Origin of the sequence: Acinetobacter sp. 243_ASPC (genome assembly GCF_001054715.1) — a bacterium.
Classification (GTDB): Bacteria; Pseudomonadota; Gammaproteobacteria; order Pseudomonadales; family Moraxellaceae; genus Acinetobacter; species Acinetobacter soli.
Genome location: NZ_JVOR01000138.1, coordinates 1 through 25,897, shown reverse-complemented (window position 1 = coordinate 25,897; position 25,897 = coordinate 1). Strand labels below are relative to the sequence as shown.

The following is a 25,897-nucleotide window of genomic DNA, read 5'->3' as shown; positions in this document are numbered from 1 at the left end:
GTCTATACCGCCTTTATTATTGATGTGTTCTCACGAGCAATTGTTGGCTGGAAAGTATCTACACGAATGAATACAGATATGGTGCTCGATGCATTGGAGCAAGCATTGCATGATCGAGGCATGCCAAAGAATGTGATTCATCATTCCGACAGAGGTGTGCAATATCTTTCCATTCGTTATACCCATCGTTTAGAAGCAGCAAATTTACGAGCATCAGTCGGTACGACTGGTGATTCATACGATAATGCTTTGGCTGAAACGGTGAATGGCTTATACAAAACAGAGGTGATTGAATATCTAAAAGCAGATTGGCAAGGTTTAGCAGATGTACAACTTGCGACACTAAACTGGGTAGATTGGTTCAATAAAAAGCGTGTACACAGTGCACTGGGTTATGTATCGCCTTTTGAGTTTGAAGCAATATACTATGATAAGATTAACCCGTTAGGTCAGGTGGCCTAACTTAAATAAAAAAGTCTCCGACAAACCCGGTACGGTTCACTATTCACTAACTTGTAAATATCGGTATACCGCCTGACGACTAATCCCAAAAGCTTTTCCTAATGCCATTTTTGATGGATACTTCCCTTCCCTCCATGCTTGTCGTAAAGCTTCAGCTTGGTCAGGCTTTAGTTTATGCACCCGACCTTTGTACTTCCCCTGAGCAGAGGCGAGTTTTATTCCTTCCTTTTGCCGCTCTAAAATGATCTCACGTTCGAACTGTGCAAAAGCACCCATCAATTGCAGCATCAAATTATCCATCGGGGTGGATTCGGCCGTAAAAGTAATATTTTCTTTTACAAACTGGATGGCAATCCCTCGTTTGACCAGTTTATCTACTTCAGTGACCAAATCTTTCAGGCTTCGCGCAAAACGATCCATGGAATGTACAATCACCCTGTCCCCTTCCCGGACATAGTTCAACATTTCCTGAAATTTAGGTCGGTCAGTATTTTTACCTGAAGCACGGTCAACAAAAATCCGGTCGACTTCAATCCCCTCAAGTTGACGCCCAGTATTTTGCTCGACCGAACTCACTCGCACATAACCTACTTTTTGGCCTTTCACTCTTTCTCGCCCCAATTGGATAAAAATGAACAATTTTGTAAATTATAAATCTTTAATATCAAAGTTACATGTTACTTATGATTAAAAATCATTTAAATGATACATAATTTCATGAACTTTCAGATTGTAACTTTAGGGTACACTCCAAGTTTACATAAAAACTCATATACGACATTCATCTGTTAGCCCTAAGTAGGAATTAATGTTAGGCATAGCTAAAACAGCAATCTCAAAATGGATAAAGTCCAAAGCTATGAAATAATTTACAGGCTCCGAAAAGGAGAAGCTCAACAAAAACGTGATCGATTACCAGAACTCTTCTCAGTTTTAGGTCCTAATCCAACTCATCAAGATATAGTACAAATGAATCGAGCTTTAAACCCAATAACGGACTAATGATCCCACTATTTAACATAATGGCGGTTATACGCAATAAAAAAACCTGGGCACCAACCCAGGTCTAAAATTTAAAAAACAGATAAATATCAGTGCAATAAACTCATTTTTCTAATTTCGCATAACGTGCATTATGTTAATTTTAAAGCCTCTAAATAATTTATTGCTTTCGAGTCGCTAACCAACACAAGACTGCTCCTGTTGTCACCATTGCAACACCTTGCCAAAAGATGAAAGATAAGGAAGTGCTTAGAAGTAATGCAGCAAACAAAGCAGATAACACGGGAGTAAAGTAAGAAGCGCCAGCCATTAATGTCATGTTCCCTGAAATAATTCCAATATTCCAAGCACCATATCCCAAACCTAAAGCACCAGCCGCCATAATCAGAGTGACTGTATTGTCATAAGTAAAATTAAGAGCTGACCCACTCATGAGAAGGTATTTTATCCATAGTACAGCTGCAACTAGGGCAAAAAATATAGTGACTAGATTTTTACCCTGAGACGTTTTTACTGTCACAGAACAATATGTAGCCCATAAAATAGCAGCAGCAAAAGCTAAACCATAACTAAGAGGATTAGCCTTCAAATTGGTCCATATCTGGAAGAGATCAAATCCAGTATCTCCCCCTAGCACCCAACAAATTCCAACCAAGGCTAATATGCAACCGGGAATAATTAAAATATTGGCCTTAATGTTGTTAAAAATAATTGCAAATAGTAGAGTAAATGTTGGCCATAGATAATTAATCATGCCAACTTCGATTGCTTGTCTACTGTTTTGTGCATAGCCAATAGAAAGAGCAAAACATAATTCATAAGCAACAAATAAAAGGCTTCCCCAACATAAATAGGATTTTGGGATTGTAGAAAACTTAGGCATGCCAATCGTGAAAAGTAAAATCACGGATGCGACACTGTAAATTAGAGCAGCACCGGCTACAGCTCCAAAACTCTCACTGACACTACGAATTAAGCCTACATTTGTACTCCAAAATATGACAGCTGTAAGACCAATTAAAGTCGATATATTTCTATTGAGTGCAGGTAAAGCGTTTAAAAGCATAACCAATTCCTTTTAAGCTTTAGCATTGATTAAACGATGTGATTTCCTTTGTAATAAAGCCATACTTGCAAAAATTGCAACTACAATTAATAAGACACTAGGTGCTAAGGTATTACCTGTTTGTTGAATTAACCAGGTTGCAACAAAAGGAACTGTTCCACCTAACAATGCATTAGCAGTATTAAAACTAAAGGCAAAACCGGTATAGCGCACTTGTATAGGGAATTGTTCTGTTAAATATGCAGGTAAACTACCATCGTTCATTGCTAACAATGTGCAGAACACGAGCTGGATTATCACCATTTCAACAAAACTGGCGGTTGAAAGTAAGTAGAACAAGGGTACAGTCAGTGCGATAAAGCTTAGACTTGCCCAAAGCAACATTTTCTTACGTCCAATTCGGTCTGAATATTTGCCCATTGCAAAAACCACAGCAATATAAAATAGCAATGAAATTGACCCCGAGATAAAGGCTTGCGTTTTATTTACACCTAACTCTGTAGCTAAATAATTTGGCATGTAACTAAAAATAAGATAGAACGCAGTGGCATTTAAAGATGCAACAGCAAATGCTTTAAAAAGTGCTGGTCGATACTGGGTAAATAAGGCTTTGATTGGAAAATTTTCTTTCTTGCCATTTTTTTGATGTTCTAAAAACTCTGGGGTATCTTCTAACTTGACACGAATGTAGTATCCAATTAAGCCTAATGGTGCTGCCAATAAAAATGGAATTCTCCAGCCATATTCGTGTAAAAATGCCTCTGACATAAAAGCGAACATTGCTGCTGCCATTAAAGAGCCGAGTAGTAAACCCGTTGCAGTACTTGCAGGAACTAAACTGGTATAAAGTCCTCTTTTTTCCTTAGGGGCGTATTCTGCGAGAAAGTTTGCTGCTCCAGCATATTCACCTGAAGCTGAGAAGCCCTGGATCATCCGAAATATTAATAGCATAATCGGTGCAAAAATACCGATACTTTGATAACTTGGTAACAGTGCAATACATACCGTAGCCAGTGTCATTAAGATAATCGACCACGATAAAGCATTTTTTCGACCAAATTTATCGCCCACATGCCCCCAAAAAATACCGCCTAATGGACGCAAAATAAATGAAATTGCAAAGATAGCATAGGCAGCCATTAATGCCGTTAAAGGGTCACTTTGCGGGAAAAAAACAACTGCAATGACTGTTGCCAAAAAACCATATGCTGCATAATCAAACCATTCTACAAAATTGCCAATAAAGCTTGCACTTGCGACACGTCTTAAGGTGTTTTTTTGTTCTACCTGCTTGTCTTTTTTCATTTTTCTCCCCTCGAATCAAATAGGCACTTCTAAAAGAAGTGTCTATGCAATTTATTATTTGATGATGTTATGTTCTGGACCATATGGGAATTTAGTAATATTTTCATTGCCTGATTCTGTCACCACCAAGATGTCATGTTCACGGTAACCACCAGCACCAGCCATACCTTGTGGAATCATGACCATAGGTTCCATGGAAATTACCATGCCAGGTTCAATCACCGTATCAATATCTTCACGTAATTCTAAGCCTGCTTCACGACCGTAATAATGCGATAACACGCCAAAAGAGTGTCCATAACCAAAGGTACGGTATTGTAATAAGCCTTCTTCATAGAAAATTTCATTTAATTCTTTCGCAATATCACTGCAACGTGCACCTGGACGAATCAATTTTAAGCCTGCTTCATGCACCTTAACATTGGCTTCCCAAATACGTAGTGAAGCATCATCGCAATGATCAAAAAATTGTGTCCGTTCTAAAGCTGTGTAATAGCCTGCAATCATCGAGAAGCAATTTAAACTTAAGATGTCACCTTTTTGCACTTGGCGTGTTGTGACAGGATTATGTGCGCCATCGGTATTAATTCCTGACTGGAACCAAGTCCATGTATCCATTAATTCAGAGTTTGGAAAACGTTTGGCAATTTCACGTACCATCGCTTGGGTAGAAGCTAAAGCCACTTCATGCTCTGGTACCCCTTCACGAATCGCTGCAGTCACTGTGAAACCACCAATATCACACACAGCAGCCCCTTGGGTGATATGTGCAATTTCTTCAGCAGATTTAATCATGCGTAGTTTCATACATGGGGCACTAATATCGATAAACTCTACATTTGGCAAAACAGCTTTTAACTTATTTAAACGCTCTAAAGGCAAATGATCAAACTCAATTCCTACACGACCTTTATTCGGAATTTCTTGTGTAACCGCTTTAAAATAGTTATCACGCTGCCAATCGGTATAAACAACGTTATAGTCACCAACCGTACGACGCCAAGGTTGACCAGCATCAATATTTGCTGAAATTGTCACCACTTTTTCTGGGCTAACCACCAGACCGTAGAAGCGACCAAATGAACAATAAATAAAGTCCGCATAATAGTTAATGTTATGTATTGAACTAAATAGAACATGATCAATTTCTAGCTCTTCCATTAGTTGGCGTAGCTTGCTTTGTCTATTTTGATACTCAGATAATGAAAATGTTGCAGAAACTTTTTCACCATTTTCAATGGTTAATAATGATGGTAGCTCTGAAACAGCCAAATTATTTACTAAAGTATTCATATATGTGCCTAGATCAATGTGATGTAACCAATCACCTAAGCTTATCCAGAATATGAGTAGGTATTTTTGCCAAAAACGTCAGAAAGTTTTCAAAAACCGACAAGATTAAAAAATACTAATTAGCAAAATCTAGAACATTACGTTCAAATTTGGGTGAATAGTTAAAAAAAGCTTTATATGCTTTAGTAAAACTAGATCCGTTACAAAAACCGCATGCCAAAGCAATATTTGAAATGCTTAAAGTAGACTGTTTAAGTAGATTCTGTGCATAGGTGAGTCTTAGTTTTAAATAATATTCTTTCGGAGCCAATTGCAGATTCATTTTAAACAAGCGCTCTAAGGTACGCGGTTGAATTTTTACATGCTGTGCAATTTCAGCAATGGTTAAAGGCTCATTAATATTATTTTCCATTAAGCGCAATACATCTTGAATTGGAAAATCAAGTTTTTTCCTATGTTCAGAAATGGGTTGATGTTGAATTTCATTGCTCTCACGTACTTGATGAACAATAAATTGCTCACAGATTCTCTTAGCAATATTTGGATAATGTATTTCAACAAGTTCCAAGCCTAAATCAATCGCTGCAAGCCCACCAGAACAGGTAAAACGATTCTTATCAATGGTAAAAATATGCGGGGTAAATTGTACTAATGGAAATTCTTCTTGTGCAGCTAAGGTATTTTCCCAATGAAGACTAGCACGAAAGCCATTTAGCAGATCTGCTTTTGCCAATACATAAGCACCTGTACATAAACCACCTAAAGCAATTTTTTGTTGATCAAGCCGATATAAAAAATTCTTTAAGTATGGGGTCATATTCTTATACAGTTGAAAACCACCACAAATAAAAACGATATCCATATTCAGTAAATGTGGCAAAACACAGGTATGTTGTATTTGCAGACCATTGCTTGCGCAACTGTGATGACCATCTAAACCCGTCACGTTCCATTGGTATAAATTATCTTGTGTGACATAGTTAGCCATACGTAATACTTCAAGCATGTTTGAAAAGGCAATCATGGAAAAGTTATCGAGCAATAGAAAACCAATACGCTTAGAGTTTTGCAACATAAAATTAATATACTTTACTTTTTTTCATATTTTTATTAAGCAATTTTAGGACCACAATTTTGATTTTTCAGATTTAAATAATTTTAAAGTGTAAGGTAATACCTTAGATACTACAGAAAATCCTGGAAGCCAAACGCACCAAAAAATATTGGTTCAGAATATAATTTTTAATTAACAAACCTATTTGAAACAGAATATTAGTTGACATCTTATTTGTTACAGATTCAACAGACAATCTCTTATCAGAAATTTAAAAAACTGCACTATCCCACCAATTTATTATTACCCATTTAACATAATGGCGGTTATACGAAATTTTAAAAATGATATTATCTTTATGATAATTAAAGAAATTTAATGCAATTACTATTATATTAAATTCTCATTACATCGACTAAGAACTGACTCAATAATAAAAAATGGGAGTTTTGTTGAACTCCCATTTTTGAGACTGTACATTAAATTTTTTCAAATAATTATGTAGCAGTTTTTCTAGTCAAATTATCTTTTTCAATACCTAATAAAGATATTATTTCTGTGCTTCACATGCCTCTAAAGCTCGTAAAGCAAATGTATATGCAGCTCCTGCATTCAAATGAATTGCTGTAGCTAAAGCACCAGCTACTTCGCTTTCTGTTGCGCCAGCTTTCATTGCTGCTTCTGCATGCACTGAAATACAGCTTTCACAACGCGTAGTGATTGCCACTGCTATAGATATTAATTCACGTGTTTTGATATCTAATGCCTCGGCAGCAGCAGCATCATTAAGTGCTAAATAAGCTTGAAGCATTTTAGGATGAGTTTTTCCTAAAGATCCAAATGATTTTTTGACATGTGCTGTATGTTCTGGCCAATCTAGGAACATTTTAAAAATACCTTTGATTAAATACAGATTTAATATTAGTTGAATTGAAGATAAAATTTCTTAAATTTTGTGTAAACACCGTAATTTTAATCTTATAAATGGACTGCCACCACTCTCCTAGACAAATTTCGTCTATTCTTTTTGCATAGGAGAGAACATTATGAGTGGACAACGATACACCCCAGAATTTAAAGATGAAGCTGTTAAATTGATTACCGAACGTGGATATTCTGTCACTGATGTGGCTGAACGTTTAGGTGTATCACAGCACAGCATTTATAAATGGCTAAAGGCCGTACAGCCTTTACGCAACAACCCTGATGAACATGAACTACTCGAAGCAAAGAAAGAGATCCTTCGTCTTAAAAGTCAGCTTAAGCAAACTGAAGAAGAGCGAGATATCTTAAAAAAGGCCGCAAGGTACTTTGCAAGCCTGCCCGAGTAAAGTATCAGTTTATCCTTGAGTACAGCCATCAATTTAAGATTAAAACGATGTGTCGGGTTCTTAAGATTGCTCGTGCTGGCTATTACGCCTGGCTACATGAACCCGAATCAGGCAGAACAATTGAAGACAAACGGTTATTACAACTGATCCGCTCTTCTTATGATGCCAGTTATGGCATCTATGGTTATCGTCGCATCACGCTGGATCTTAAAGAGCTAGGTGAAAGCTGTGGCCCCAATCGTGTGCTGAAGATCATGAAGAACAATGGCATTGCCGCTGTTCGAGGATATAAAAAGCATAAAAGTTATGGTTGTGGCCGTCCTCCGATTGTGCCACCAAAGGCACTGTTGCAAATAACCACGAATGGTAAGCTGAAGACTGTTTTAGCTAAAGGTGCAGCATATGAATCCTTTCCATGGTCGGCATTTTCAGGGCGAAATCATTCTTTGGGCTGTGCGCTGGTATTGTAAATATGGCATTAGCTATCGTGAACTGCAGGAAATGCTGGCCGAACGGGGTGTGAATGTTGATCACACGACTATTTACCGTTGGGTTCAACGTTATGCTCCTGAAATAGAAAAACGTTTACACTGGTATTGGCGTAATCCTACAGATCTGAGCTCGTGGCATATTGATGAAACCTATGTAAAAGTGAATGGACGATGGTCTTATCTGTATCGTGCAGTCGATCAACGTGGCGATACCATTGATTTTTATCTTTCTTCTAGACGTAATACCAAATCAGCATATTGTTTTCTTGGAAAAATTTTAAATAATGTGAAGAAGTGGCAAATTCCACAAGTGATCAACACGGATAAAGCACCCACATATGGACGTGCTTTATCACGGTTAAAACCGGAAGGTAAATGTCCACCAGACCTTGAGCACAAGCAGATTAAGTATAAAAATAACGTGATTGAATGTGATCATGGCAAGCTAAAGCGGATCATCAGGGCCACATTAGGATTCAAATCTATGAAGACGGCTTATGCCACAATTAAAGGTATTGAAGTCATGCGTGCACTACGTAAAGGACAAGCATCGTCATTTTATTATGGTCAGCCTCAGGGTGAAGTGTGTCTAATCAACAGGGTTTTCGGTCTCTAAGTACTTTTTAAAGGGAACATCATCGACTCAAATCTCTATTTGCAACAGTGCCTTTTTTACATCATCACTCACAGCTTAAAACAATTAAAAAACGAGAGTTTTAATCTTTTGAATACGATTTAACTTTTTCAAAAATTGGATAGAAATCCAATCCCTCATCTTTCATCGTAGAAATCAACGCAACAATTACAGCTATATGTGTAGGCACGACACCTTGTTTACTGTAATTCGTAATCGAATTAGGTTTCATGTCCAATAATTCAGCAAATTCTTTAATTGAAAGCCCTGCTTTACCGATAAGACGTTGAAATTCAGTATATGGCATTTGATTAAATTTATAGAAATGGTGTCTTGAGATTATAGCATAGGGTTACATTTACATAAAAACACACAAAAATATGTGGTAAGCACATATTTTTGTGTGTTATAAATAGCTTATCAACTAATCTATTTACCATCTCTATAGGAGAAAACATTATGTATTCATACCCTAATGCAAATACTGAAAAGAAAATTGCACTTATGATCATTAATGACTTTTTCATCCAAAAAGCACATGAACTTTGGATTTTTTTACAACTCGATCAGTGCTTTAACGATTATGAAGCAACACTAATTTGGACTCGACGGTATTTAGAGGAACATCCAGAAGGTGAATACAGCGATATTCAAAAAGCATTTCTGTCTTGTTTTCCAGAAAATTTCTTTAACTTTGACTATTAATTTATGACTACCCTTTCCTCTTTTGTAGCATTTGAAATTAAAGTAACCGCTACAAAAGAGGAAAAATTCAAACCATAAAAAACAGAAAAATGAAAGTCTTAGATTCACTTTATAAAAAATTATTTATTGAGACAAACACACATAAAACATAAACCATTTTCATGAACTAAAAAAAATTTCGACCATCTTCCGATTTACTATTGAAGGTATTAAGGGGATCGGAATGCAAAAAGCAAGCCTACCTGTATATACAAATTCTTCAAATTTTATATACAGGGCTTGTTAGGAGGGAGCCCCTCCTAAGACCACCCTTAGCCCATCACAGATGGGCAGCTCAACTTCGTTGAGCTAAAAGCAAAAGCCTTTCATAGGGGAATGGGATGCGAACAAAAAATAAGATTTTCAGATTAACCGAACTGCAATTAGAGCAGTTGGAAGCCTATCTAAAAAAAGAAAGCATGACCTTTACGGACTTTATTCATTCACTCATTCAGCAGGAGATAATGAAAGATGTGATCACGGTTAAACGACTACACGACCAAGAAGAACCACCAAGAATCAAAACAAAAACGGTTTTACAGGTTATCAATCGGTATCAGCATACCGACCCACTACTTCTGCTTGAGCTTTCCAAAATTGGTAACAACTTGAATCAAATGGCCAGGGCATTGAACATCATTAAAAATGCCGACACCCAAGAGCAACGCAAGTTGAATATTTTTGGTTGCTTCCAAGTTTTAAAAGCCATGCAGACAGAACTAGAAAATCTGTCCCCCACTTTACCTAATCTCAACCGACAGCCACCTGAACGCATTGAAAAAAAACTGGACTCACTTCAGTCAATGGAGATCGATGAAAGTGCATATTAAGTTTTTAGAGCACGGTAAGGGATCGGCTGCACACGCTTCAGCTTATCTACTGGATGACTTGGATCACAAAGGACATGTACGAGCAGGAATCGAAGTTTTACGAGGCGATGCGACCACATTCAACGCCATTTGCAATGCCACCCCCCACTTGTGGAAGTACACATCGGGCGTGATTGCATGGTCACCTGATGATGCCCCGGCTCAAGAGCAAATCCACGAAGTTTTAACAGAGTTTGAGAAACATTCGTTTGCAGGGTTAGATCCATCACAGTACCACCTGTTTGCTGTACTGCACACTGACGATAATGGCTCAAAGCATATCCACGTTTTGATTCCACGTATCGACCTGGCAAGTGGGAAAGCAATGAACATTGCACCACCTGGTCATCAAGACCACTTCGACCCTCTGCGAGATTACTTCAACACCAAGTATCAATGGTCACGCCCAGATGACATACGGTGGGTCAGGGAAGTACAAGAACCCAACTGGGTTGCCAAAATCAATAAGAGTGCAGAAAAAATCATTCCAAAACAAAATCTTGAAACCATGAAAAGAAAGCAGTTTGTTAGATATGTGGATGCTCACATCCGTGAAATGATGAAACTTGGAGAGATTGTAAATCAGGCTGACATCGTTGCGGAAATTCAATGTTTTAAAGGAGTGAAGTCAGTAAAGGCAGGGAAAGCATTTGTATCAGTCACACTAGACAACGAAAAAGAAACCACACACCGACTTAGAGGAGACCTTTATTGTGAAAACTTCGAACTTGGAGCTTATGCAGAGCGTCTTAGACAGGCAGCAACAGGCCACCGACCTGATAGCGAGCTTGCAGAAGCTATCGGAGAAGCTGAGGAGCTTCTTGAGCTTAGTAGAGCAAAGCGAGCTGCCTATCATGCAAAGCACCACCCTTCTAAACAAGGTAGAAACCAAGACCACAGCTATAGAGTCGACTCTAAGCTCGATTTTGACCGAAATCGGGAACTTGAATCCCCAAGACCTGAAAGAAGAAAAAGCGAGCTTTCTAGCGCAATTAGACGCGATTCAAAAGATAATCTCGAATACAGATTTGTCGAAAATCCAAGAAGTTTCAGTTTCAGTCCAAGCGCTGCAGGCCAAAATCGACCAAGCAATCAGCAGCATTTCAATAGATCAGAAGCAAGTCCAAGCTCTAGTAAAACAAGCGATAGAGAACCAAGCGGAGTTCACACAGACCGAAATCCAGTCTCTATTGCAGTCGCAAGCAGCCAAGCACACGACATGGGGAGTTACAGTATTTGGAGTGCTGATGCTTTTAATGAGCTTATATACAACCTATCTGTCCAGTACGAACTTAAAAACAATCAGCGCCCAAAAAGAAATGATCCAACAAAACTCGCAGTCAATACAAAGCCAAATCAATTACCTGAACACTTTACGGAGATAAACAATGAAGACAGAAATAGATCAGTACCTAGCAGAACAAAACTACTTGCTGACGCAACAAACCGAATTATTGCTGGAGCAAGTCAGTTCATTAAAAACCATCTTGGATTCCTACAAGACGCTGGAACAAGACTTGAACAACAAAATCAGCGATTTAGAGAAAGAGAACCAAACAAAAAAGGATTTGATTTCGCAGATGAAATCGGAAATTTCACAGCTAGAACACGGAAATTTTTCAGCAGAATTTCAACAGAAATTAATAACCAATTTCACCTCTCAATATCAAAAGTTATGGATGAAGGTCTCAGAAGGTCAGGACTTAGTGAATATGCTAAAAAATATAGTGCAAACGGAGTTGAAAGACGAAAAGACACAGCTCAAGACCATACTCTTGAAGGTGTCGCAGATGCCTGCACCACAGGATTACAGCAAAGAAATAGAAGCATTGATCTCAACGGTAAGCGGCTTACAGACACAGATAAAGAGTGTCATGAGCTTGGTCGAGATATTGATCGACTAACAGCAGAAATCAGCAAAATACGTCCCAAACCTAAACCTGCCAAGGAATTTAAATACCTACGAGGTGATGCCTACTATCCTGACTATGCGCTTGCACATCAAGAGTTTTCAGCGCAGCAAGACTATGCCTATCAGCATGGTAGAAAATTTGATGTTATTCATATAATTAGCAGGAAGTCAAAAAAACTTAACGATTACATGAATCGGGCAAGAAATATGCTGAACCAAAGTGACTATGAGCTAATAGAAAAAATCATAAAAAATGACGAAAGGATGCTCAAAAATTTGAAATGTGATGTTGTTTTAGAGCCACAAAATTCACGTTTTAAGGACGAAATATCCGCATACAAGGCCTGTTTAGACAACTTTGAAAGTATGAAATCAACCCTTGAGGCGGTCAAATCTCCAAAACCTAACAACATCACGTCTCAACCGAGCGATAGCGAGCTTAGAGTAGATCAAAGCCTAGACCCTGAGCTGGCCAATACTTTTAACTTTGAAAGTCCTTAAAGAAATCAGCCAACGGGATTTTTTAATGCTTCCCTAACAACATCGGAAATGGTGTCAAAAGTAATTTCTCTCTTTCGAGCATTATCAGAATAGAGTAACTAAAGATTATAACAGTAATCTTTAGCTTAATTTGTCCTGATTTATTTGATGTACACTAGGGCGTGTCCTCATTTGAAGAATTGGTTTTAAATACTTAAAATCCTCCTTTGAGTTATTTTTATTTCTATATTTTCAATGGCACGTACTCTTCTTACCGATGATATCTGGCAGCAAATTCAAGATACTATGCGATTACATGGTTGCTACCGTTCAAAAAATAGTAGAAATATCATGGAAGCGATCTTATGGAAACTGCGTACGGGTGCGACATGGCGTGATATTCCTCAAGAACTTTGCCCTTGGCAAACTGCTTACAATCGCTTTAATCGCTGGGCAAGTAAGGGATTATGGGATAAATTTTTTTTAGATTACGAGGCGTCTTGGATCAGGAATGGGTATTCATTGATGGAAGCTACATACGCGTGCATCAACATGCAAGTGGAGCTCGGCATGGTTTCGAAAGAGCAATTGGACAATCACGCGGTGGACGAACAACAAAAATACATCTTGCAACCGACGCGAATGGATTACCGATTGATTTTAAAATCACTGGGGGTGACGTCCACGACAGTCAAGTTGCAAAACAACTGATTGATACTGTAGGCGAGGCAACTTATCTCATTGCTGATAAGGGGTATGATGCTGAGCACATTAGAATATATGCCCAGAACAAGGATATGATTCCCATCATTCCAATGAGATCAAATAGTAAAAGATCGAATAAGGAGTTTGATAAATATCTATATAAATTAAGACATTTAGTTGAAAATGTGTTTGCGAGATTGAAGCATTTCCGAGCGATTGCAACCCGATTTGATAAGCTTGCACGAAATTACCAGTCTATGATTTACATTGCTTGCATGTTTATTTGGTGTAAAGCCAAATGAGGACACGCCCTAAGATTAGTGAATTGATTTATAATAAAAAAATTCGATCAATACAATTTATAAAATGCCAAAATCCTACATTATTCAATCAATAAGTAGCCATAGATTATCTTCATACAGGAGGATATTTAAATGCGGCACAGATGATGACTGCCTTCACTACTACCACTGGAATCAAGCTTTATCATCAGAGCTGTATATTCTGCTTAGTACGATTGAAGTGTGCCTAAGAAATAGGATACACGTAGCATTAAGCGAAGAAGTATCAGCAAAGTTCCCGAAAAAAGTTGAAAGCAACTTCAGATGGTATGAATATTTTAGCTTTGTGGATGTTGACCCTAATGGTGATCCTAAACAGGATAGAAAAGGCAGACCAATCTATACCGAAACAGGAAAAGCATTTAGAAAGATCACCCATAAAGGAGAAACAGACCTAAAGTTGCTGCCACAAATCATCGTATCAAAACTCGAATTTGGAAAATGGACCTATGTATTATCAGCAAAGAAATACAATAATGGCGATTTGATAGATTGGCATAAGCTATTCCCTATCATCTTCCAAAACTTTACCAACATGGTGCCAGACAAGCATCACCAGATGATCATTGATCGTATTAAAACGGTTAAAGACTGGAGAAACCGATTGGCACATTTAGAACCAGTATGGAAATTCAGTGACGTGAAGGAAAAGGGTACCGGTAAAATTTTAATATATGAACCAACTAATCAAGTAGAAGTAATCAAGCGTTTGAATAATGAGATCCGCTATGCGTTACAGCTGCTTTCGTGGTTATGTGCTGATACCTTAGAGCATTACAAAGCGACAAAGTCATACCAAAGGTTATTACACCTGGCATCAAATGATGGGATTAGGGAATTTTCGTGCTGACGTGAAAAAGGCCGGTCATTACTGATCGGCCTTTTTCGTATCTCTGCCTACAGATACCAGTCAATAACACTCCTTGGGTTAAAGACCTTATGAACCAAATCATCAGTTCTGTAAGACTACATGGTAATCATACCAATAACGTTGCAAATGTTGCAACATAATAATTATGACGGAAGTCATAAATAAAATTAGAGAACATAAATTGGAAGTTTTAAAAGTGGCATAGTTGCTGAAATATTAACTTTGAATTCATGGTATTAGTTCCCATGTAATTCAATTAAATGCTCTCGTATATACGATGATAGTAGAAAGGTATAATTAAAAATATGAATCTGCTGTTTCTGGTGCGTACTTGCTGTCTACCTGGTCCACTGGACAATCAAGCAGATAGAAATGATTTCGGTAAATAACGAAAGTAACCTGAAGGACATTATACTCGTAATGTCTTTCTGGCCCTGATCACCAAAATAGCCTAAGAATGATTGCTTAGGCTATCCAATCGACACCCAGCTACTGATCATTGAATTGATTAAATCCAGCTCTAATACCTGTTGAGCACTGCCAGCAGAAACGTGCTGTTTCGGTAAATGCTCTGCGTAATCTTTCAAACGGTACAAATCAGCAAGGGTTAAGTCTGACCGCATAAGCTCCTGCATCACATCAATGAATACCGCGTCATTGCATGGCTCAATAGCAAGCTGCTGTTCTGTTGCTGTGGTTACGACTGCAACGGATGCAATATCAATCTGCACCTCATCCAAAGAAACAACATCAGAAACAAAGTCAGGCTTCCCGACTGAAGCGACAACATCAGCAAGCTGCTGCATATCTTCAGGCGCGATCTGCTGTTCACTGGCATTGAATAGAGAATCACAAAGCTGCTGCATCATGACGAAGTGTTCAGCATCAACCTTGTAAGCGTATTCATCACTTATCTGTGCAGATGGCTCTATTCTTATATATAGATTATGGGGTATCTGCACAGATTTCTTTTTCTTCAAATTCGGTGAAAAGGGATTTCTGCAACGTCTGCAATTGATTCCTATGTGCTTCAGAATCTCATTTAAATCTCTGGCTGAATATGCACTTGGCTTCCACGACTGCACACCAAAACGCGTTGGGATTGCACCAATGGCAGCAAGCAACAATCTATATTTTGCAATCTGCTGAATGAGTAGCTTTGCGCCTGTTTCGGTAAAGATTGCATCAGGCTGCATATCAACACCATCAAAGGCCAGTCGGTAAACCTTCCCCATAGCTTCGCGGTAGCGTCTAACTGACAAATCCCTTGCTTTGTCATTGCTAGGTTTGAAACGCCCCAGAAACGCATTAAAACGTATCAATTGACCCAGATCAATGTTGAAGTGTTCATCATTCAATTCTGCATCATGCTGAAGACCTAACTTCATTCGCATTTCATGGGCTTGCAAAGCAATTGCTTCAGCTTCAGACAAGAAGTCTTTTCTTTGAAGTCTGACCGCCGTATCAGCATCAATCTTGTAAGCGTTTTTAATACGTTCTTGATGATCTGCTTTGATCTTGGCTTTGGTATGTTTGAAAAACTCCACATGATCTGAAGCATCAAACTGCTGCACACGCTTAACGGTGAATTTTTTGCTTTCCAGAATCCAGATCAGATTATTGGCGAAGTTAGAACGGCGGGTTTCACGCACTTTTTCAAGTTCGGTTTTAAATAAAGAAAACTCTGTGATTTTTGCTTTTGAACCTTCTAATGCACTGGCCTGCTGCTTTCCCTGCAATGCGTCTAAAACGTCCATTACATAACGGCGGTTCTGATCTGCGAATACGTGAAATTCTTTGCACTGGCGAACACGACCAAGCATCTGATAAGCGTCTGTCGGCTGCACACTTGAACCAGTAAAGAATCCTGCAACGAGATCAAAGTGATCATGTTCGATTGATACGCCTGAAGCGATTGCACTTGTGGAGATTACGATCTGATAATTCAAAGATTCAGCTTCTGGATTCTTCAAAAATTCGGCTGTTTCTTTTTTTATGTTTTCATTTCCAACAATAGCAATGTTCTGAATATCAAGATCATTAAGGATGGCCTGCAATGTCTGAACATGGCTTTTTGAATCGCATGTAATCCATACGTTTTGATCTTCGACCATAACTTTTTGAAGGATAAATCTCTGCAATTCTGCGAAGCTGTTATACAGGTGAACGGTCTTGTTTTCATCCGTTGGTGCAACTTCTACAATATGCAGTTTTTCACCAAGTCGGCACGATTCGATAAAATCCAACGTCTGTTGGTTAATATTCGCATCCGCAACAATGACACATTCAGCATTTTTGATGATCGTTTTTAGCAGCTTGTAAACAAGTTCAATGTCAGTCTTTTTGAATAGTTTGTCACTGTTGAATGTTTCGATCACTTGGCTGATCTCATCAATGAACACATGCTTGCAGTCATTAATAAATGGCTTGAATAGCTCATTCGCCAGACTTGGCAGGCACACGGATAAAGATTCAATCGAGTGACTTAAAGCAGCATCAAGACCGATTTTGCGCGCTTCAGCAATGCCCTTTTTTTCATCATCATAGTGGGCGGTATCCATACGTGACGCCATTTCACGAATCAAACTACGCAAGTGAGCAATTGTTAGGAATGAATATCCGTTGTTTCTGCACCAATCGCGGAAAGGGCGTCCGACTTTTTGCGTTTTTCCCGAACCTGTTGGGGCTTTGATCAGATATGCACCCTGATAATTCGGTTTGAAGTCATCAAGCGAAGCCAGGTTAATCACGTTATGATTTTTATGATCTTGAATCGTAACCGCCGTTAATCCCTGATTTTTGACGTATTCAATTCTGTTCTGAACATAAAGAACAATATTGTCCAACGTAGTCGGGTGAACCTTCCCAATACAAGACAGCTCTATTTCGTTTCTAAGCTCGATCAGGCTTTTCTTATAGGGAACATGCACCGAGTTCCTGATCATGTACTGATAAGCCAATCCAGCGCATTTCTGAGCATCTTTTTCATTCAGCAGCGCATTGATCAGTGCTTTGGTTTCAACATCACAGGATTGATCTTTTAACTGTGTCCATACATCGAATATCGGTAGCTCTGAAGTGGGCTTTTGATTCAGCAGTGCATTGATCTGATCATGCGTCATGCTTCCCGCATCCGAACCAAGTTCAGGGGCTAGATAAAATCTTGTACCAAGTTCAGTTGCAACCTTATGCCCCTTTCCATAAGCAGCGATCTGCTTTCTGTTATGTAAGACCTTTCTTGAACCATCATCATTGATCTTGGCTTTGTTGTCGTTGTCGGAAAGGATAGCGTCCTGCTGTTTCCCAAGTATCGGATAGACTTCCTTGATCTTGTCAGCAGTAATACACGCAATCGCACGGCGTCCAGTTGCAAGATGCACATTGCAAGCATCCTTGTAACCTTCAACAAAAATGGTCGGTTCTGCACCTTCGATGACAAAGTAAAAATTCTGGCTTTGCGCGCCTGATAATGGGCGTTTTTCACCTTCAGGTGTAATGAATTGCAGATTCACAAGTTCATGTGAATGAACATCAAACAAAGGGATGATCAACGGATTATGGAAAGTCTGACCGCCTGAAGTTTTCACCACTGGCATTGTTCGCGCATTGATTGGCTTAATCCCTGCAACTGCCATATAAGGATGATCTTCACAATGCTGTGCCTTGTTCCAAATCTCTTTGGCTTCATTGGCTTTTGATGCAAATTGAATGATCTTCGATTTTTCTTCAGCTTTGCGCTGTTTTTCGATTTCTAATTGGCGTTTTTGCAGATACTCAGCATCATGGCTCTGCTGTTCTTGCTTCCATTCAGGATTGAACGTGTAGCTTTCGCCAGTCGAATGATCATAGATCAGATACAGACCATTGCTTTTTAAAATAACGTCAGTAGAACGGTTTTTTCTGCTTTTCCCGATACTTGGGATTCGATAGTGTTTCTCTAGCACAAATTGAAACGGTAAATTGTTCGTTTCGTAGCCAAGATTTAACAAAAATTCGTGTATATTGTTTTTGAACACGTTACAATGTTCCTGTATTTCAGACCCCGATAGCTAGTTCCGCCACAAGATTTAGCTATTGGGGTTTTTTATTTATGAGACTTTAACTTCTGAAGCAATATTTTTGAATACAGTCAGGTCTATAGCTCACTCACTATTCATTAAGTAATCAGCTATATGTCCTCGACGTGTACTCAGTAACGGACATTAACAAATAAAAAAAAAATGATTTTCCAAAAGTTGGGATTTTGAAAAAAAAGTTTGATCACTGACATAAAAATACGTCAGTGATTTTTTAACTCAGTAAAAATTGATATACCAACCTGAATCCACTTCTTGCTGCTTTGGCATGGATTAATTTTAGAATTATTTCAATGTCAGGTTTTGCCATTTAAATCAAGGACATGACTTTCGAAAGCTTAGGTTTTCGCTTTGCTCAATCCGAGAGGAAGTAGGGATTTAGCTTTGTTACATAAATAGTTTAAAATATGATTTTATAAAGCTTAACTTAAATTAGAACTAAAACAAAACCAAAGTAAAACCAAATTAGTTTCACTTAACAACTAATTTTATTTCACCATTAAACTTCTAATCCCAACTCTTTTAGAACACCAGAATACTTTCTAACATTTTGAACATCCTCTAATTCAATTAGAAGCCTTTTTTCTAGATCAGCATAGCTTTCCCCTACTGCAGCTTTTTGGCTTGCAAATGGGTCATGGTGAGCTAGCTTGTTGGCAAAAAATTGAATCTGCTTATCCGTTAGCTTCTTGGCTTTGGTGTGAGTGACTTCCTTAGGTTGCTGCTTTGTTGTGAACGTAAATGAGAAGCCACTAATCACACGTCCATTTTTATGTTGCTCATAAGAAGCAATGATATCTGTTAATTCATTAATTTGGTTTAATGCTGTATCGAGTACCCTGGCTTTGAAGTTCGCCATTTTGACATAGTCACTCTCTGCTAATCCAAGCTTAAAGCGAAAGTCATCTAACGCAAACATAGGTGTCTTACCAACACTACGCCATTGAATCAGTAACTCGTAAAGACGAATTGCATATTTGCTTGTAAGAGAGCTAATCTGTTTCAGCTCATAAGCAGTGAAAGACTTCTCTAACTGTGTAATCAAGGGTATGACATCAGGTGCAAAAGTGAGCTCTACAATCCCGGCTGAATCAACATAGGCTATTTTGGAAACCCAACGTGATTTCACTATCTTTTCCTGTTGAGTCCCCTCATGGATACCCTTGTAACTGAATTTGCGCTCAAATAGGTTGCTAGCTGCGTTTTTAAGCCCCTCATAGGCTGCATGTTTATCGACGTTGAACTGCTTCATGTAATGATGAGCATGAACCTCTAGCGTGCTATTAGCATCCACATGCTTACTTAACTCTCTCGCTTGGACAATTGCCAATAAAATCAATCGTTGTTCCGTTGTGTCTAAATTATAGCTAGCATTAATTAACGCATTATCTTTAACTACGAGCTCATTTTTCACTGAGACTTCCCCATGTAATTATCAGATTAGCATACACTAACAAACAGTGTAGGCACAAGGTGGGAAAATGTAGACTTAAAGGTGGGAAAATGTAGACTTAAAGGTGGGAAAATGTAGACTTAAAGGTGGGAAAATGTAGACTAATAAGCTCTCAAACACCTTCTAGATAAGGCTTACAGAGGATTTAAAAATAAAAATATTAAAATTATTTAAAAATAAAAATGTTATTGCTTAAAAATTTAAGAGAATTTCTTGTTTTACGAGTATCCATTTACAGTGATGAATTAGCATGAAGTATAACCCTAATTTAGGTGGGAAAATGTAGACTAATACTAAATCAATGGACAACAAGATTTTTTAAGTAAGTATTTACACCAATGAAAAATAAAACTATATTGAATTCAAATTAGTTACAAATTACAAGTAAAATGATTATCTTAATTGGAAGTCAAAAAGGCGGATGTGGTAAATCAACAATAGCCATCAACATTGCAGCATATCTTGCTAAACATAAGAAAGACATAGTATTAGTTGATGCAGATCCTCAACAAAGTTCAGCTAATTGGGTAAAAGACAGAGATGAAACTGATCTGCCAAAAGTTCATTGTGTTCAACGCTATGGTGACATCAAGAACACACTGAAAGACCTGGATAGCCGTTATAACTATGTGATTGTTGATGTGGCTGGACATGATAGTAAAGAGCTTAGAACAGCAATGCTAACAGCTCATTACCTTGTAGTACCATTTAGGCCATCACAGTTCGATCTTGATACTTTACCTCATCTCTCTGAAGTCATAGATCAAGCCAAGTCATTTAATGAAGACTTAAAACCATTTGGTTTATTAACGCTGGCACCAACCAATCCATCTGTATCTGAAGTACAACAAGCAAATGATTACCTGGCGGATTTTCCATTATTCACAGCGTTGTCGTCAGTAATTCATGACAGGAAGGTTTATCGTGATGTTACTGCTGAAGGGAAAGGTGTTGTTGAATCAAATAATCCAAAAGCAATCGAAGAGTTTGAATCATTTATGAAGGAGCTTTTAGCGTGATTAAGAAAAGAGAAATTACGAAGCCTTCATCACCCGAAATTGACGCATTCATCAATGGGGCAAATGAGCAGACTACTCAAAAACTAGATCCCAAAGCACCTCGAAAATTTAAGACGCATACGATTCCAATGAACGAATATGAGTATCAGCTATTGGCTGAGTTAGCTGAAAAATATGGTCAAACCCATAATGGAATTATCAGATTTGCTCTGAAGAAACTTAGTGAAGAAAATTAACTAATTTGAAACTAATATAAAACTAATTTAGTTTTTAATTGGTTGTGATTTGCGTGTGGAAAAGCCCTTAATGATTAAGGGCTTTTTTGTATTTGTTAGACCTATATCATGTCGGAACATGACCAAGGATGAAATAGTTAAAGCAGTTGGTTGTGGAGTTTCTACCGTTTATCGAGTAGCGAAAAGTACTCATTATGGTTTTTTTAATCGCATCTTTAAATGTGCTTCTAGGAATGCTATAGTCATAGCGTTGAATAGGAGAATCTATGAATTCTGATGCTGTTTGGAATATGACTGAAAAATCTCGTTTGAAACGAGAGGATGAAGTTCGTATGCAGGAACTCAGACATCTATTCGATTTGATGGATGAAAGAGAGGAAGAGTGGCAGGTAACTAAAACTACTACATTAGAAAAAGCTCTAAAGATACTTTCATGGTGTGATCTTGACGTAGCTCCTGGGTTAGCTGAGCTAGAGATGCAACAACCTATAGATATTATTGAGCAACATCGTAAGTGGTTAAAGGCATTTCGTTCAGCGATGCCTTATCTTGCAAAGATGCTCCTCGTCACTGATTCAACCCTACTTATCAAATTAAGATGCACATTAGAGAGGTATGCTGAGATTAGCTACCCGAACCTACTTGTAGTGATTCAACCCAAACTGCAAACACTTAACTTTATAAAGGCCTAACTATGACTCAATTAATCCATGCACGAATGACTGCAAGTATTACTGAACTCAAAAAGAGTCCGATGGATACAGTGTTAGCAGGTAAAGGTGAACCTGTAGCGATCCTTAATCGTAATATACCAGCGTTTTACTGTGTTCCGGCTGATTTGTATGAAACCATGATGGAACAACTGGAAGACCTGGAACTCAACAAAATTGCAGATGCTCGTGCGAATCAAAAACGCATTCGAGTAAATATTGATGACCTATAAGTTAGACTTTTTAGAAGAAGCATTAGCAGAATGGAATAAGCTTAATCCAAGTATTAAGCAACCATTGAAGAAGAAACTGATCAAGGTACTAGAGAATCCTCGCATTCCCAAGAATAAGCTCCCAGGACATCCTAACCGCTACAAGATCAAACTTCGCAGTGTTGGTTATCGTTTGGTTTATGAAGTGATTGATGATGAGGTTATTTTCATCGTCATTGCCGTAGGCAGACGTGAAAACAATGCTGTGTATGATGAAGCCAACTCTCGACATTCATAAGTAATTGATTGCATTAAGCAGGAATTCTTTCATTAAGGAATTCCTGCTTAATGCACATATGGAATATATCTTACAGATTTTAGTTGTTTTTTAATATTTAATTGAAACTAAATTAAAACTAATTAGAAACTATAATTGTGCATTTAATAGGGGATCATCTATTTGCAACAGTGCCCTTTTAAGTGCTTTCACTATTCCCTTTATTCTAATAATTTTTATATAACACTTGAATAAAAAAGCAAACAATTATCATTTACATATTTCGCTAGTCAGCTTATTATTTCACAAACTTACAAATTCTCCATATTTTCTTCACATTTCACCTATACATCATTTTAAGGATCTCTTGTGTTACTCCCTAATTTCAAAAAATTAGTCCTCACCCTCTGCTTATTTCCCTCCATACTTTATGCAGCCGATACATACCCTACTGTGACGCTTAACCCGATAACTGTGCAAGCCGAAGGCAACTGGTTAGATGAAGCCAATGCACAGAAAGTACTAAATCATGCTGGAGCGCGTACAGTCATTCAGCGTGATGAGTTGATTAACCGAGGCGTAACTTCTGTCAAAGAGGCTTTACGCACTGTGCCTGGTATTCAAGCTCCTGAAAATGCAGGAACAGCAGGGAGTGATGCATCGTTAAGCATCGGTGTCCGTGGTTTAACGTCACGGTTTTCACCACGCTCACAGGTACTCGTGGACGGTGTTCCACTTTCGTTTGCCCCTTATGGTCAATCACAACTCTCCTTAGCACCCACTAGTTTAGGCAATACTGAAAGTATCGACGTGGTGCGTGGCGCGGGCTCTGTTCGCTTTGGACCACAAAATGTAGGAGGGATTATTAACTTTAACTCACGTACAATTCCTGAAACCTTTGCTGGAACGGTAGACCTCACTACAGAAATTGCAGAAAACGGTCATGTAAAATTTAACCCCAACTTATTTGTGGGTGGAACCTTAGACAACGGTTTAGGCTTAGCGCTGTTATATTCTGGCGTTAATGGAGAGGGTTTTCGCGATAAAAATGATGACTCTGACATCAACGATATTCGCTTAAAAGCAGCTTATGCAATAGATGAATATGCAAAAATTGAAGCCAATCTACACCGCTACGATGCAGATGTAGATATGCCTGGAGGTTTAACCCCTGCTCAATTTGCTGAAAATCCATATCAGTCCTTGCGCAATCATGATTATATGAAAGGGCATCGTACTGACGGTTCAGTTAAATACAGCTATAAAAAAGATGACAATGCCTTTGAGCTTTTGGCCTATCACACTGACACCTTCCGTGATGCAGGAATGGAACGTAGTGGATCAAAACTGTACCAAACGGCGCCACGTAATTATAAAGTGACGGCAATCGAGCCACGGTATTCGCATGCGTACCAACTTGGGACTACTGAAAATGAAGTTTCTGTGGGCTATCGCTATCTACATGAAACCAGTGAAGAGGCGGTTAATCGTGCAAGCTATAACACGGTCACAGGCCCTACAAATGAATATGCTTGGACCAAAGCAGACGGGAAAACAGATGCACATGCATTGTTCATCGACAACCGCACAGATGTGGGTGCATGGTCTCTGATTCCTGGTGTTCGTTTTGAGAAAATCAAAACCACCGAAAATATGTACAAATTAAATAAAGATGCATCGGTACTCAACGGAGTACATGCTGAAAAATCCTATGATGCAGTATTACCAAGCTTTTCAGTCATGTATAAAGCCAATGATTTGTGGAATATTTTTGCAAACTACGGTAAATCTTTTGCACCACTACAATATAGCCAAATGGCCAATACCAATGCGTCAGGTGCCTATCTGACCATGCAGGGCTTACAACCTGAAAAAGCCAATAATTATGAAATTGGTACACACTATTTAGACCCATATCTATCCCTAGAATTCACCCTGTTTTATATTGATTTTTCTGATGAATTAAAACGAGATGATGCAACTCAAACTTACTCAAATTTAGGTGCCACTGAACACAAAGGAGCCGAGTTCGGATTTAAATATAATCTCGGTGCAATCAGTGACGAACTCAGCGGTATTTCGCTGTATGCCAATACAACTTACACCAAAGCAACCGCATCTGCTGGGGAAAATAAAGGACAAGATCTCGACTTTTATTCACAATGGGTAGGTAATGCTGGAATAGACTATAAAGTTGATCAATGGACACTAAACACTAATTTCTACGGTCAATCTGGTCAAACCGCATCGGGCACCCATGATGCTACTGGACGCTATGGCAACATTCCTGGTTATGGTTTAGTGGGTGTTCGGGCATCCTATGATTTTTCCAACACACAACTCAATGGTCTCAAAGTGGGCTTCGGTGTGAAGAACCTATTTGACCGTGAATACTACACTCGTTCAGCAGATCAAGTCGGTGGAATGTATGTAGGTGCGCCACAAACGTATTATCTACAAACCTCATTTGATTTCTAAACATTCAATTCTAGAAAAGCAAATATTCAGGCAGGGACACCTCTCATTCATCTTTGCAAAAGTGATGTCCTCGCCTGAAACCACTTTCCCTTTATTTCTAGACAGCACCGAAAGCTGAAATGGATACTCTGTCTGATAAATGTCAGCCCTCGGCATAAGTTGCTCAGCTCAACCTACAACCTTCAAATCTAATAAAAGATACTAGAATCCCTTAAAATAAACCGATAAAAGGTTACTCGTAGAAAAATTGAGACTGTTATAGGTCAATTAACTGAACGATTTCACATTCAAAAAGTAAGAGCTAAAGATTTATGGCATTTAACGCATAGAATTACGCGTAAGATTCTTTCACATACCATTGCAGTAATTTTAAATACACGATTAGGAAATCCACCTTTACAGCTGGAAAGCCTTATTCAAAGTTGGACCTAACGGGTTAATCTTATCATAGTACATTGCTTCAAACTCAAAAGGCGATACATAACCCAGTGCACTGTGTACACGCTTTTTATTGAACCAATCTACCCAGTTTAGTGTCGCAAGTTGTACATCTGCTAAACCTTGCCAATCTGCTTTTAGATATTCAATCACCTCTGTTTTGTATAAGCCATTCACCGTTTCAGCCAAAGCATTATCGTATGAATCACCAGTCGTACCGACTGATGCTCGTAAATTTGCTGCTTCTAAACGATGGGTATAACGAATGGAAAGATATTGCACACCTCTGTCGGAATGATGAATCACATTCTTTGGCATGCCTCGATCATGCAATGCTTGCTCCAATGCATCGAGCACCATATCTGTATTCATTCGTGTAGATACTTTCCAGCCAACAATTGCTCGTGAGAACACATCAATAATAAAGGCGGTATAGAC

The 25,897-nt window shown here is 38.4% G+C and carries 23 protein-coding genes and 2 pseudogenes; 15 read left to right on the top strand and 10 right to left on the bottom strand.

The genetic code is table 11. The features are described 5' to 3' along the window. A partial coding sequence (locus ADA42_RS17415; RefSeq protein ID WP_048766514.1) for an IS3 family transposase occupies positions 1 to 462 on the top strand: 462 nt, incomplete at its 5' end. A 39-nt stretch (positions 463 to 501) separates the two neighbouring features. Here the strand turns inward: ADA42_RS17415 and ADA42_RS17410 are convergent. From ADA42_RS17410 to ADA42_RS17385, 6 genes are all read right to left on the bottom strand, one after another. Further along, complete coding sequence (locus tag ADA42_RS17410; RefSeq protein ID WP_004897285.1) at positions 502 to 1,068, bottom strand: recombinase family protein; 567 nt, start codon at positions 1,066 to 1,068, stop codon at positions 502 to 504. A gap of 556 nt (positions 1,069 to 1,624) precedes the next feature. Continuing rightward, the gene (yddG, locus tag ADA42_RS17405; protein WP_005130397.1) at positions 1,625 to 2,530 is read right to left on the bottom strand and encodes an aromatic amino acid DMT transporter YddG; all 906 of its coding nucleotides are present in this window, start codon (positions 2,528 to 2,530) and stop codon (positions 1,625 to 1,627) included. Between the two features lie 12 nt (positions 2,531 to 2,542). Next, positions 2,543 to 3,835, bottom strand: a complete 1,293-nt coding sequence (locus ADA42_RS17400) for an MFS transporter (protein WP_005130395.1) — start codon at positions 3,833 to 3,835, stop codon at positions 2,543 to 2,545. Positions 3,836 to 3,889: 54 nt separating this feature from the next. Beyond that, a complete protein-coding gene (locus tag ADA42_RS17395; RefSeq protein WP_005130394.1) occupies positions 3,890 to 5,128 on the bottom strand; it encodes a M24 family metallopeptidase in 1,239 nt (412 codons plus the stop codon). A 115-nt stretch (positions 5,129 to 5,243) separates the two neighbouring features. Next, the gene (locus tag ADA42_RS17390) at positions 5,244 to 6,203 is read right to left on the bottom strand and encodes a GlxA family transcriptional regulator (RefSeq protein WP_005130393.1); all 960 of its coding nucleotides are present in this window, start codon (positions 6,201 to 6,203) and stop codon (positions 5,244 to 5,246) included. Between the two features lie 529 nt (positions 6,204 to 6,732). Next, positions 6,733 to 7,068: a carboxymuconolactone decarboxylase family protein gene (locus tag ADA42_RS17385; RefSeq protein WP_004740263.1), complete on the bottom strand. Its 336-nt coding sequence runs from the start codon at positions 7,066 to 7,068 to the stop codon at positions 6,733 to 6,735. Between the two features lie 160 nt (positions 7,069 to 7,228). On the opposite strand from ADA42_RS17385, the pseudogene ADA42_RS18845 reads away from it, so the two are divergent. Both ADA42_RS18845 and ADA42_RS17370 read left to right on the top strand, forming a co-directional pair. Continuing rightward, a pseudogene (locus ADA42_RS18845) lies at positions 7,229 to 7,851 on the top strand (transposase); the annotation flags it as partial. A 64-nt stretch (positions 7,852 to 7,915) separates the two neighbouring features. After that, entirely contained in the window at positions 7,916 to 8,620 is a 705-nt protein-coding gene (locus ADA42_RS17370) for an IS6-like element IS1006 family transposase (protein ID WP_048766510.1), read from the top strand. Between the two features lie 100 nt (positions 8,621 to 8,720). On the opposite strand, the gene ADA42_RS17365 is transcribed toward ADA42_RS17370, so the two are convergent. After that, on the bottom strand, positions 8,721 to 8,945 hold the full coding sequence (locus ADA42_RS17365) for a hypothetical protein (RefSeq protein WP_005130388.1): 225 nt from the start codon (positions 8,943 to 8,945) through the stop codon (positions 8,721 to 8,723). A 152-nt stretch (positions 8,946 to 9,097) separates the two neighbouring features. On the opposite strand from ADA42_RS17365, the gene ADA42_RS17360 reads away from it, so the two are divergent. The 5 genes from ADA42_RS17360 (at position 9,098) to ADA42_RS17335 (ending at position 14,539) form a co-directional block, all read left to right on the top strand. Beyond that, on the top strand, positions 9,098 to 9,343 hold the full coding sequence (locus ADA42_RS17360) for a hypothetical protein (protein ID WP_005130387.1): 246 nt from the start codon (positions 9,098 to 9,100) through the stop codon (positions 9,341 to 9,343). 380 nt (positions 9,344 to 9,723) lie between these two features. Continuing rightward, positions 9,724 to 10,212, top strand: a complete 489-nt coding sequence (gene mobC, locus ADA42_RS17355; protein WP_005130386.1) for a plasmid mobilization relaxosome protein MobC — start codon at positions 9,724 to 9,726, stop codon at positions 10,210 to 10,212. Beyond that, positions 10,196 to 12,664, top strand: coding sequence for a relaxase/mobilization nuclease domain-containing protein (locus ADA42_RS17350; protein ID WP_048766508.1), 2,469 nt, complete (start codon positions 10,196 to 10,198; stop codon positions 12,662 to 12,664). The genes mobC and ADA42_RS17350 overlap by 17 nt, the downstream gene beginning before the upstream one ends. Before the next feature lie 234 nt (positions 12,665 to 12,898). Next, a protein-coding gene (locus ADA42_RS18290; protein ID WP_414629817.1) for an IS5 family transposase occupies positions 12,899 to 13,650 on the top strand; the annotation gives its coding sequence in 2 pieces (ribosomal slippage) (positions 12,899 to 13,133 and positions 13,133 to 13,650; 753 coding nt in all). 64 nt (positions 13,651 to 13,714) lie between these two features. Continuing rightward, the gene (locus ADA42_RS17335; protein WP_004837875.1) at positions 13,715 to 14,539 is read left to right on the top strand and encodes an Abi family protein; all 825 of its coding nucleotides are present in this window, start codon (positions 13,715 to 13,717) and stop codon (positions 14,537 to 14,539) included. Positions 14,540 to 15,030: 491 nt separating this feature from the next. On the opposite strand, the gene ADA42_RS17330 is transcribed toward ADA42_RS17335, so the two are convergent. Together ADA42_RS17330 and repM are read right to left on the bottom strand one after the other, a co-directional pair. Beyond that, the gene (locus tag ADA42_RS17330) at positions 15,031 to 18,576 is read right to left on the bottom strand and encodes a plasmid replication protein, CyRepA1 family (protein WP_048766502.1); all 3,546 of its coding nucleotides are present in this window, start codon (positions 18,574 to 18,576) and stop codon (positions 15,031 to 15,033) included. Positions 18,577 to 19,135: 559 nt separating this feature from the next. Then, complete coding sequence (repM, locus tag ADA42_RS17325) at positions 19,136 to 20,050, bottom strand: replication initiation protein RepM (RefSeq protein WP_004843977.1); 915 nt, start codon at positions 20,048 to 20,050, stop codon at positions 19,136 to 19,138. Between the two features lie 428 nt (positions 20,051 to 20,478). Between repM and ADA42_RS17320 the strand changes: the two genes are divergently transcribed. The 7 genes and pseudogenes from ADA42_RS17320 to ADA42_RS18285 all read left to right on the top strand — a co-directional run. Further along, positions 20,479 to 21,108 carry an AAA family ATPase gene (locus tag ADA42_RS17320; RefSeq protein ID WP_005130378.1) on the top strand — a complete coding sequence of 210 codons (630 nt, stop codon included), beginning with the start codon at positions 20,479 to 20,481 and terminating at the stop codon, positions 21,106 to 21,108. Then, on the top strand, positions 21,105 to 21,344 hold the full coding sequence (locus tag ADA42_RS17315) for a hypothetical protein (protein WP_005130377.1): 240 nt from the start codon (positions 21,105 to 21,107) through the stop codon (positions 21,342 to 21,344). Before ADA42_RS17320 ends, ADA42_RS17315 begins: the two co-directional genes overlap by 4 nt. A 266-nt stretch (positions 21,345 to 21,610) precedes the next feature. Beyond that, entirely contained in the window at positions 21,611 to 22,036 is a 426-nt protein-coding gene (locus tag ADA42_RS17310) for a hypothetical protein (RefSeq protein WP_005130376.1), read from the top strand. Between the two features lie 2 nt (positions 22,037 to 22,038). Next, positions 22,039 to 22,287, top strand: a complete 249-nt coding sequence (locus ADA42_RS17305; protein WP_005130375.1) for a type II toxin-antitoxin system Phd/YefM family antitoxin — start codon at positions 22,039 to 22,041, stop codon at positions 22,285 to 22,287. Then, positions 22,277 to 22,564 carry a type II toxin-antitoxin system RelE family toxin gene (locus tag ADA42_RS17300; RefSeq protein WP_005130374.1) on the top strand — a complete coding sequence of 96 codons (288 nt, stop codon included), beginning with the start codon at positions 22,277 to 22,279 and terminating at the stop codon, positions 22,562 to 22,564. The genes ADA42_RS17305 and ADA42_RS17300 overlap by 11 nt, the downstream gene beginning before the upstream one ends. Positions 22,565 to 22,912: 348 nt before the next feature. Then, a complete protein-coding gene (locus ADA42_RS17295; RefSeq protein ID WP_048766495.1) occupies positions 22,913 to 25,021 on the top strand; it encodes a TonB-dependent receptor family protein in 2,109 nt (702 codons plus the stop codon). A gap of 237 nt (positions 25,022 to 25,258) precedes the next feature. Continuing rightward, a pseudogene (locus ADA42_RS18285) lies at positions 25,259 to 25,453 on the top strand (IS982 family transposase); the annotation flags it as partial. Here ADA42_RS18285 and ADA42_RS17290 read toward each other — a convergent pair. Then, positions 25,418 to 25,897: IS3 family transposase (locus tag ADA42_RS17290; protein WP_048766493.1), on the bottom strand; the 480-nt coding region annotated here is incomplete at its 5' end. The pseudogene ADA42_RS18285 and the gene ADA42_RS17290 overlap by 36 nt on opposite strands.

What these genes read in the sequence shown, in the direction of transcription:
- ADA42_RS17385 (WP_004740263.1), bottom strand. Translation starts at nt 7,068, where the DNA reads ATGTTCCTAGATTGGCCAGAACATACAGCACATGTCAAAAAATCATTT.
- ADA42_RS17335 (WP_004837875.1), top strand. Translation starts at nt 13,715, where the DNA reads ATGCCAAAATCCTACATTATTCAATCAATAAGTAGCCATAGATTATCT.
- ADA42_RS17360 (WP_005130387.1), top strand. Translation starts at nt 9,098, where the DNA reads ATGTATTCATACCCTAATGCAAATACTGAAAAGAAAATTGCACTTATG.
- ADA42_RS17365 (WP_005130388.1), bottom strand. Translation starts at nt 8,945, where the DNA reads ATGCCATATACTGAATTTCAACGTCTTATCGGTAAAGCAGGGCTTTCA.
- ADA42_RS17320 (WP_005130378.1), top strand. Translation starts at nt 20,479, where the DNA reads ATGATTATCTTAATTGGAAGTCAAAAAGGCGGATGTGGTAAATCAACA.
- ADA42_RS17400 (WP_005130395.1), bottom strand. Translation starts at nt 3,835, where the DNA reads ATGAAAAAAGACAAGCAGGTAGAACAAAAAAACACCTTAAGACGTGTC.
- ADA42_RS17310 (WP_005130376.1), top strand. Translation starts at nt 21,611, where the DNA reads ATGAATTCTGATGCTGTTTGGAATATGACTGAAAAATCTCGTTTGAAA.
- ADA42_RS17305 (WP_005130375.1), top strand. Translation starts at nt 22,039, where the DNA reads ATGACTCAATTAATCCATGCACGAATGACTGCAAGTATTACTGAACTC.
- ADA42_RS17370 (WP_048766510.1), top strand. Translation starts at nt 7,916, where the DNA reads ATGAATCCTTTCCATGGTCGGCATTTTCAGGGCGAAATCATTCTTTGG.
- ADA42_RS17390 (WP_005130393.1), bottom strand. Translation starts at nt 6,203, where the DNA reads ATGTTGCAAAACTCTAAGCGTATTGGTTTTCTATTGCTCGATAACTTT.
- ADA42_RS17300 (WP_005130374.1), top strand. Translation starts at nt 22,277, where the DNA reads ATGACCTATAAGTTAGACTTTTTAGAAGAAGCATTAGCAGAATGGAAT.
- ADA42_RS17395 (WP_005130394.1), bottom strand. Translation starts at nt 5,128, where the DNA reads ATGAATACTTTAGTAAATAATTTGGCTGTTTCAGAGCTACCATCATTA.
- yddG (WP_005130397.1), bottom strand. Translation starts at nt 2,530, where the DNA reads ATGCTTTTAAACGCTTTACCTGCACTCAATAGAAATATATCGACTTTA.
- mobC (WP_005130386.1), top strand. Translation starts at nt 9,724, where the DNA reads ATGCGAACAAAAAATAAGATTTTCAGATTAACCGAACTGCAATTAGAG.
- ADA42_RS17350 (WP_048766508.1), top strand. Translation starts at nt 10,196, where the DNA reads ATGAAAGTGCATATTAAGTTTTTAGAGCACGGTAAGGGATCGGCTGCA.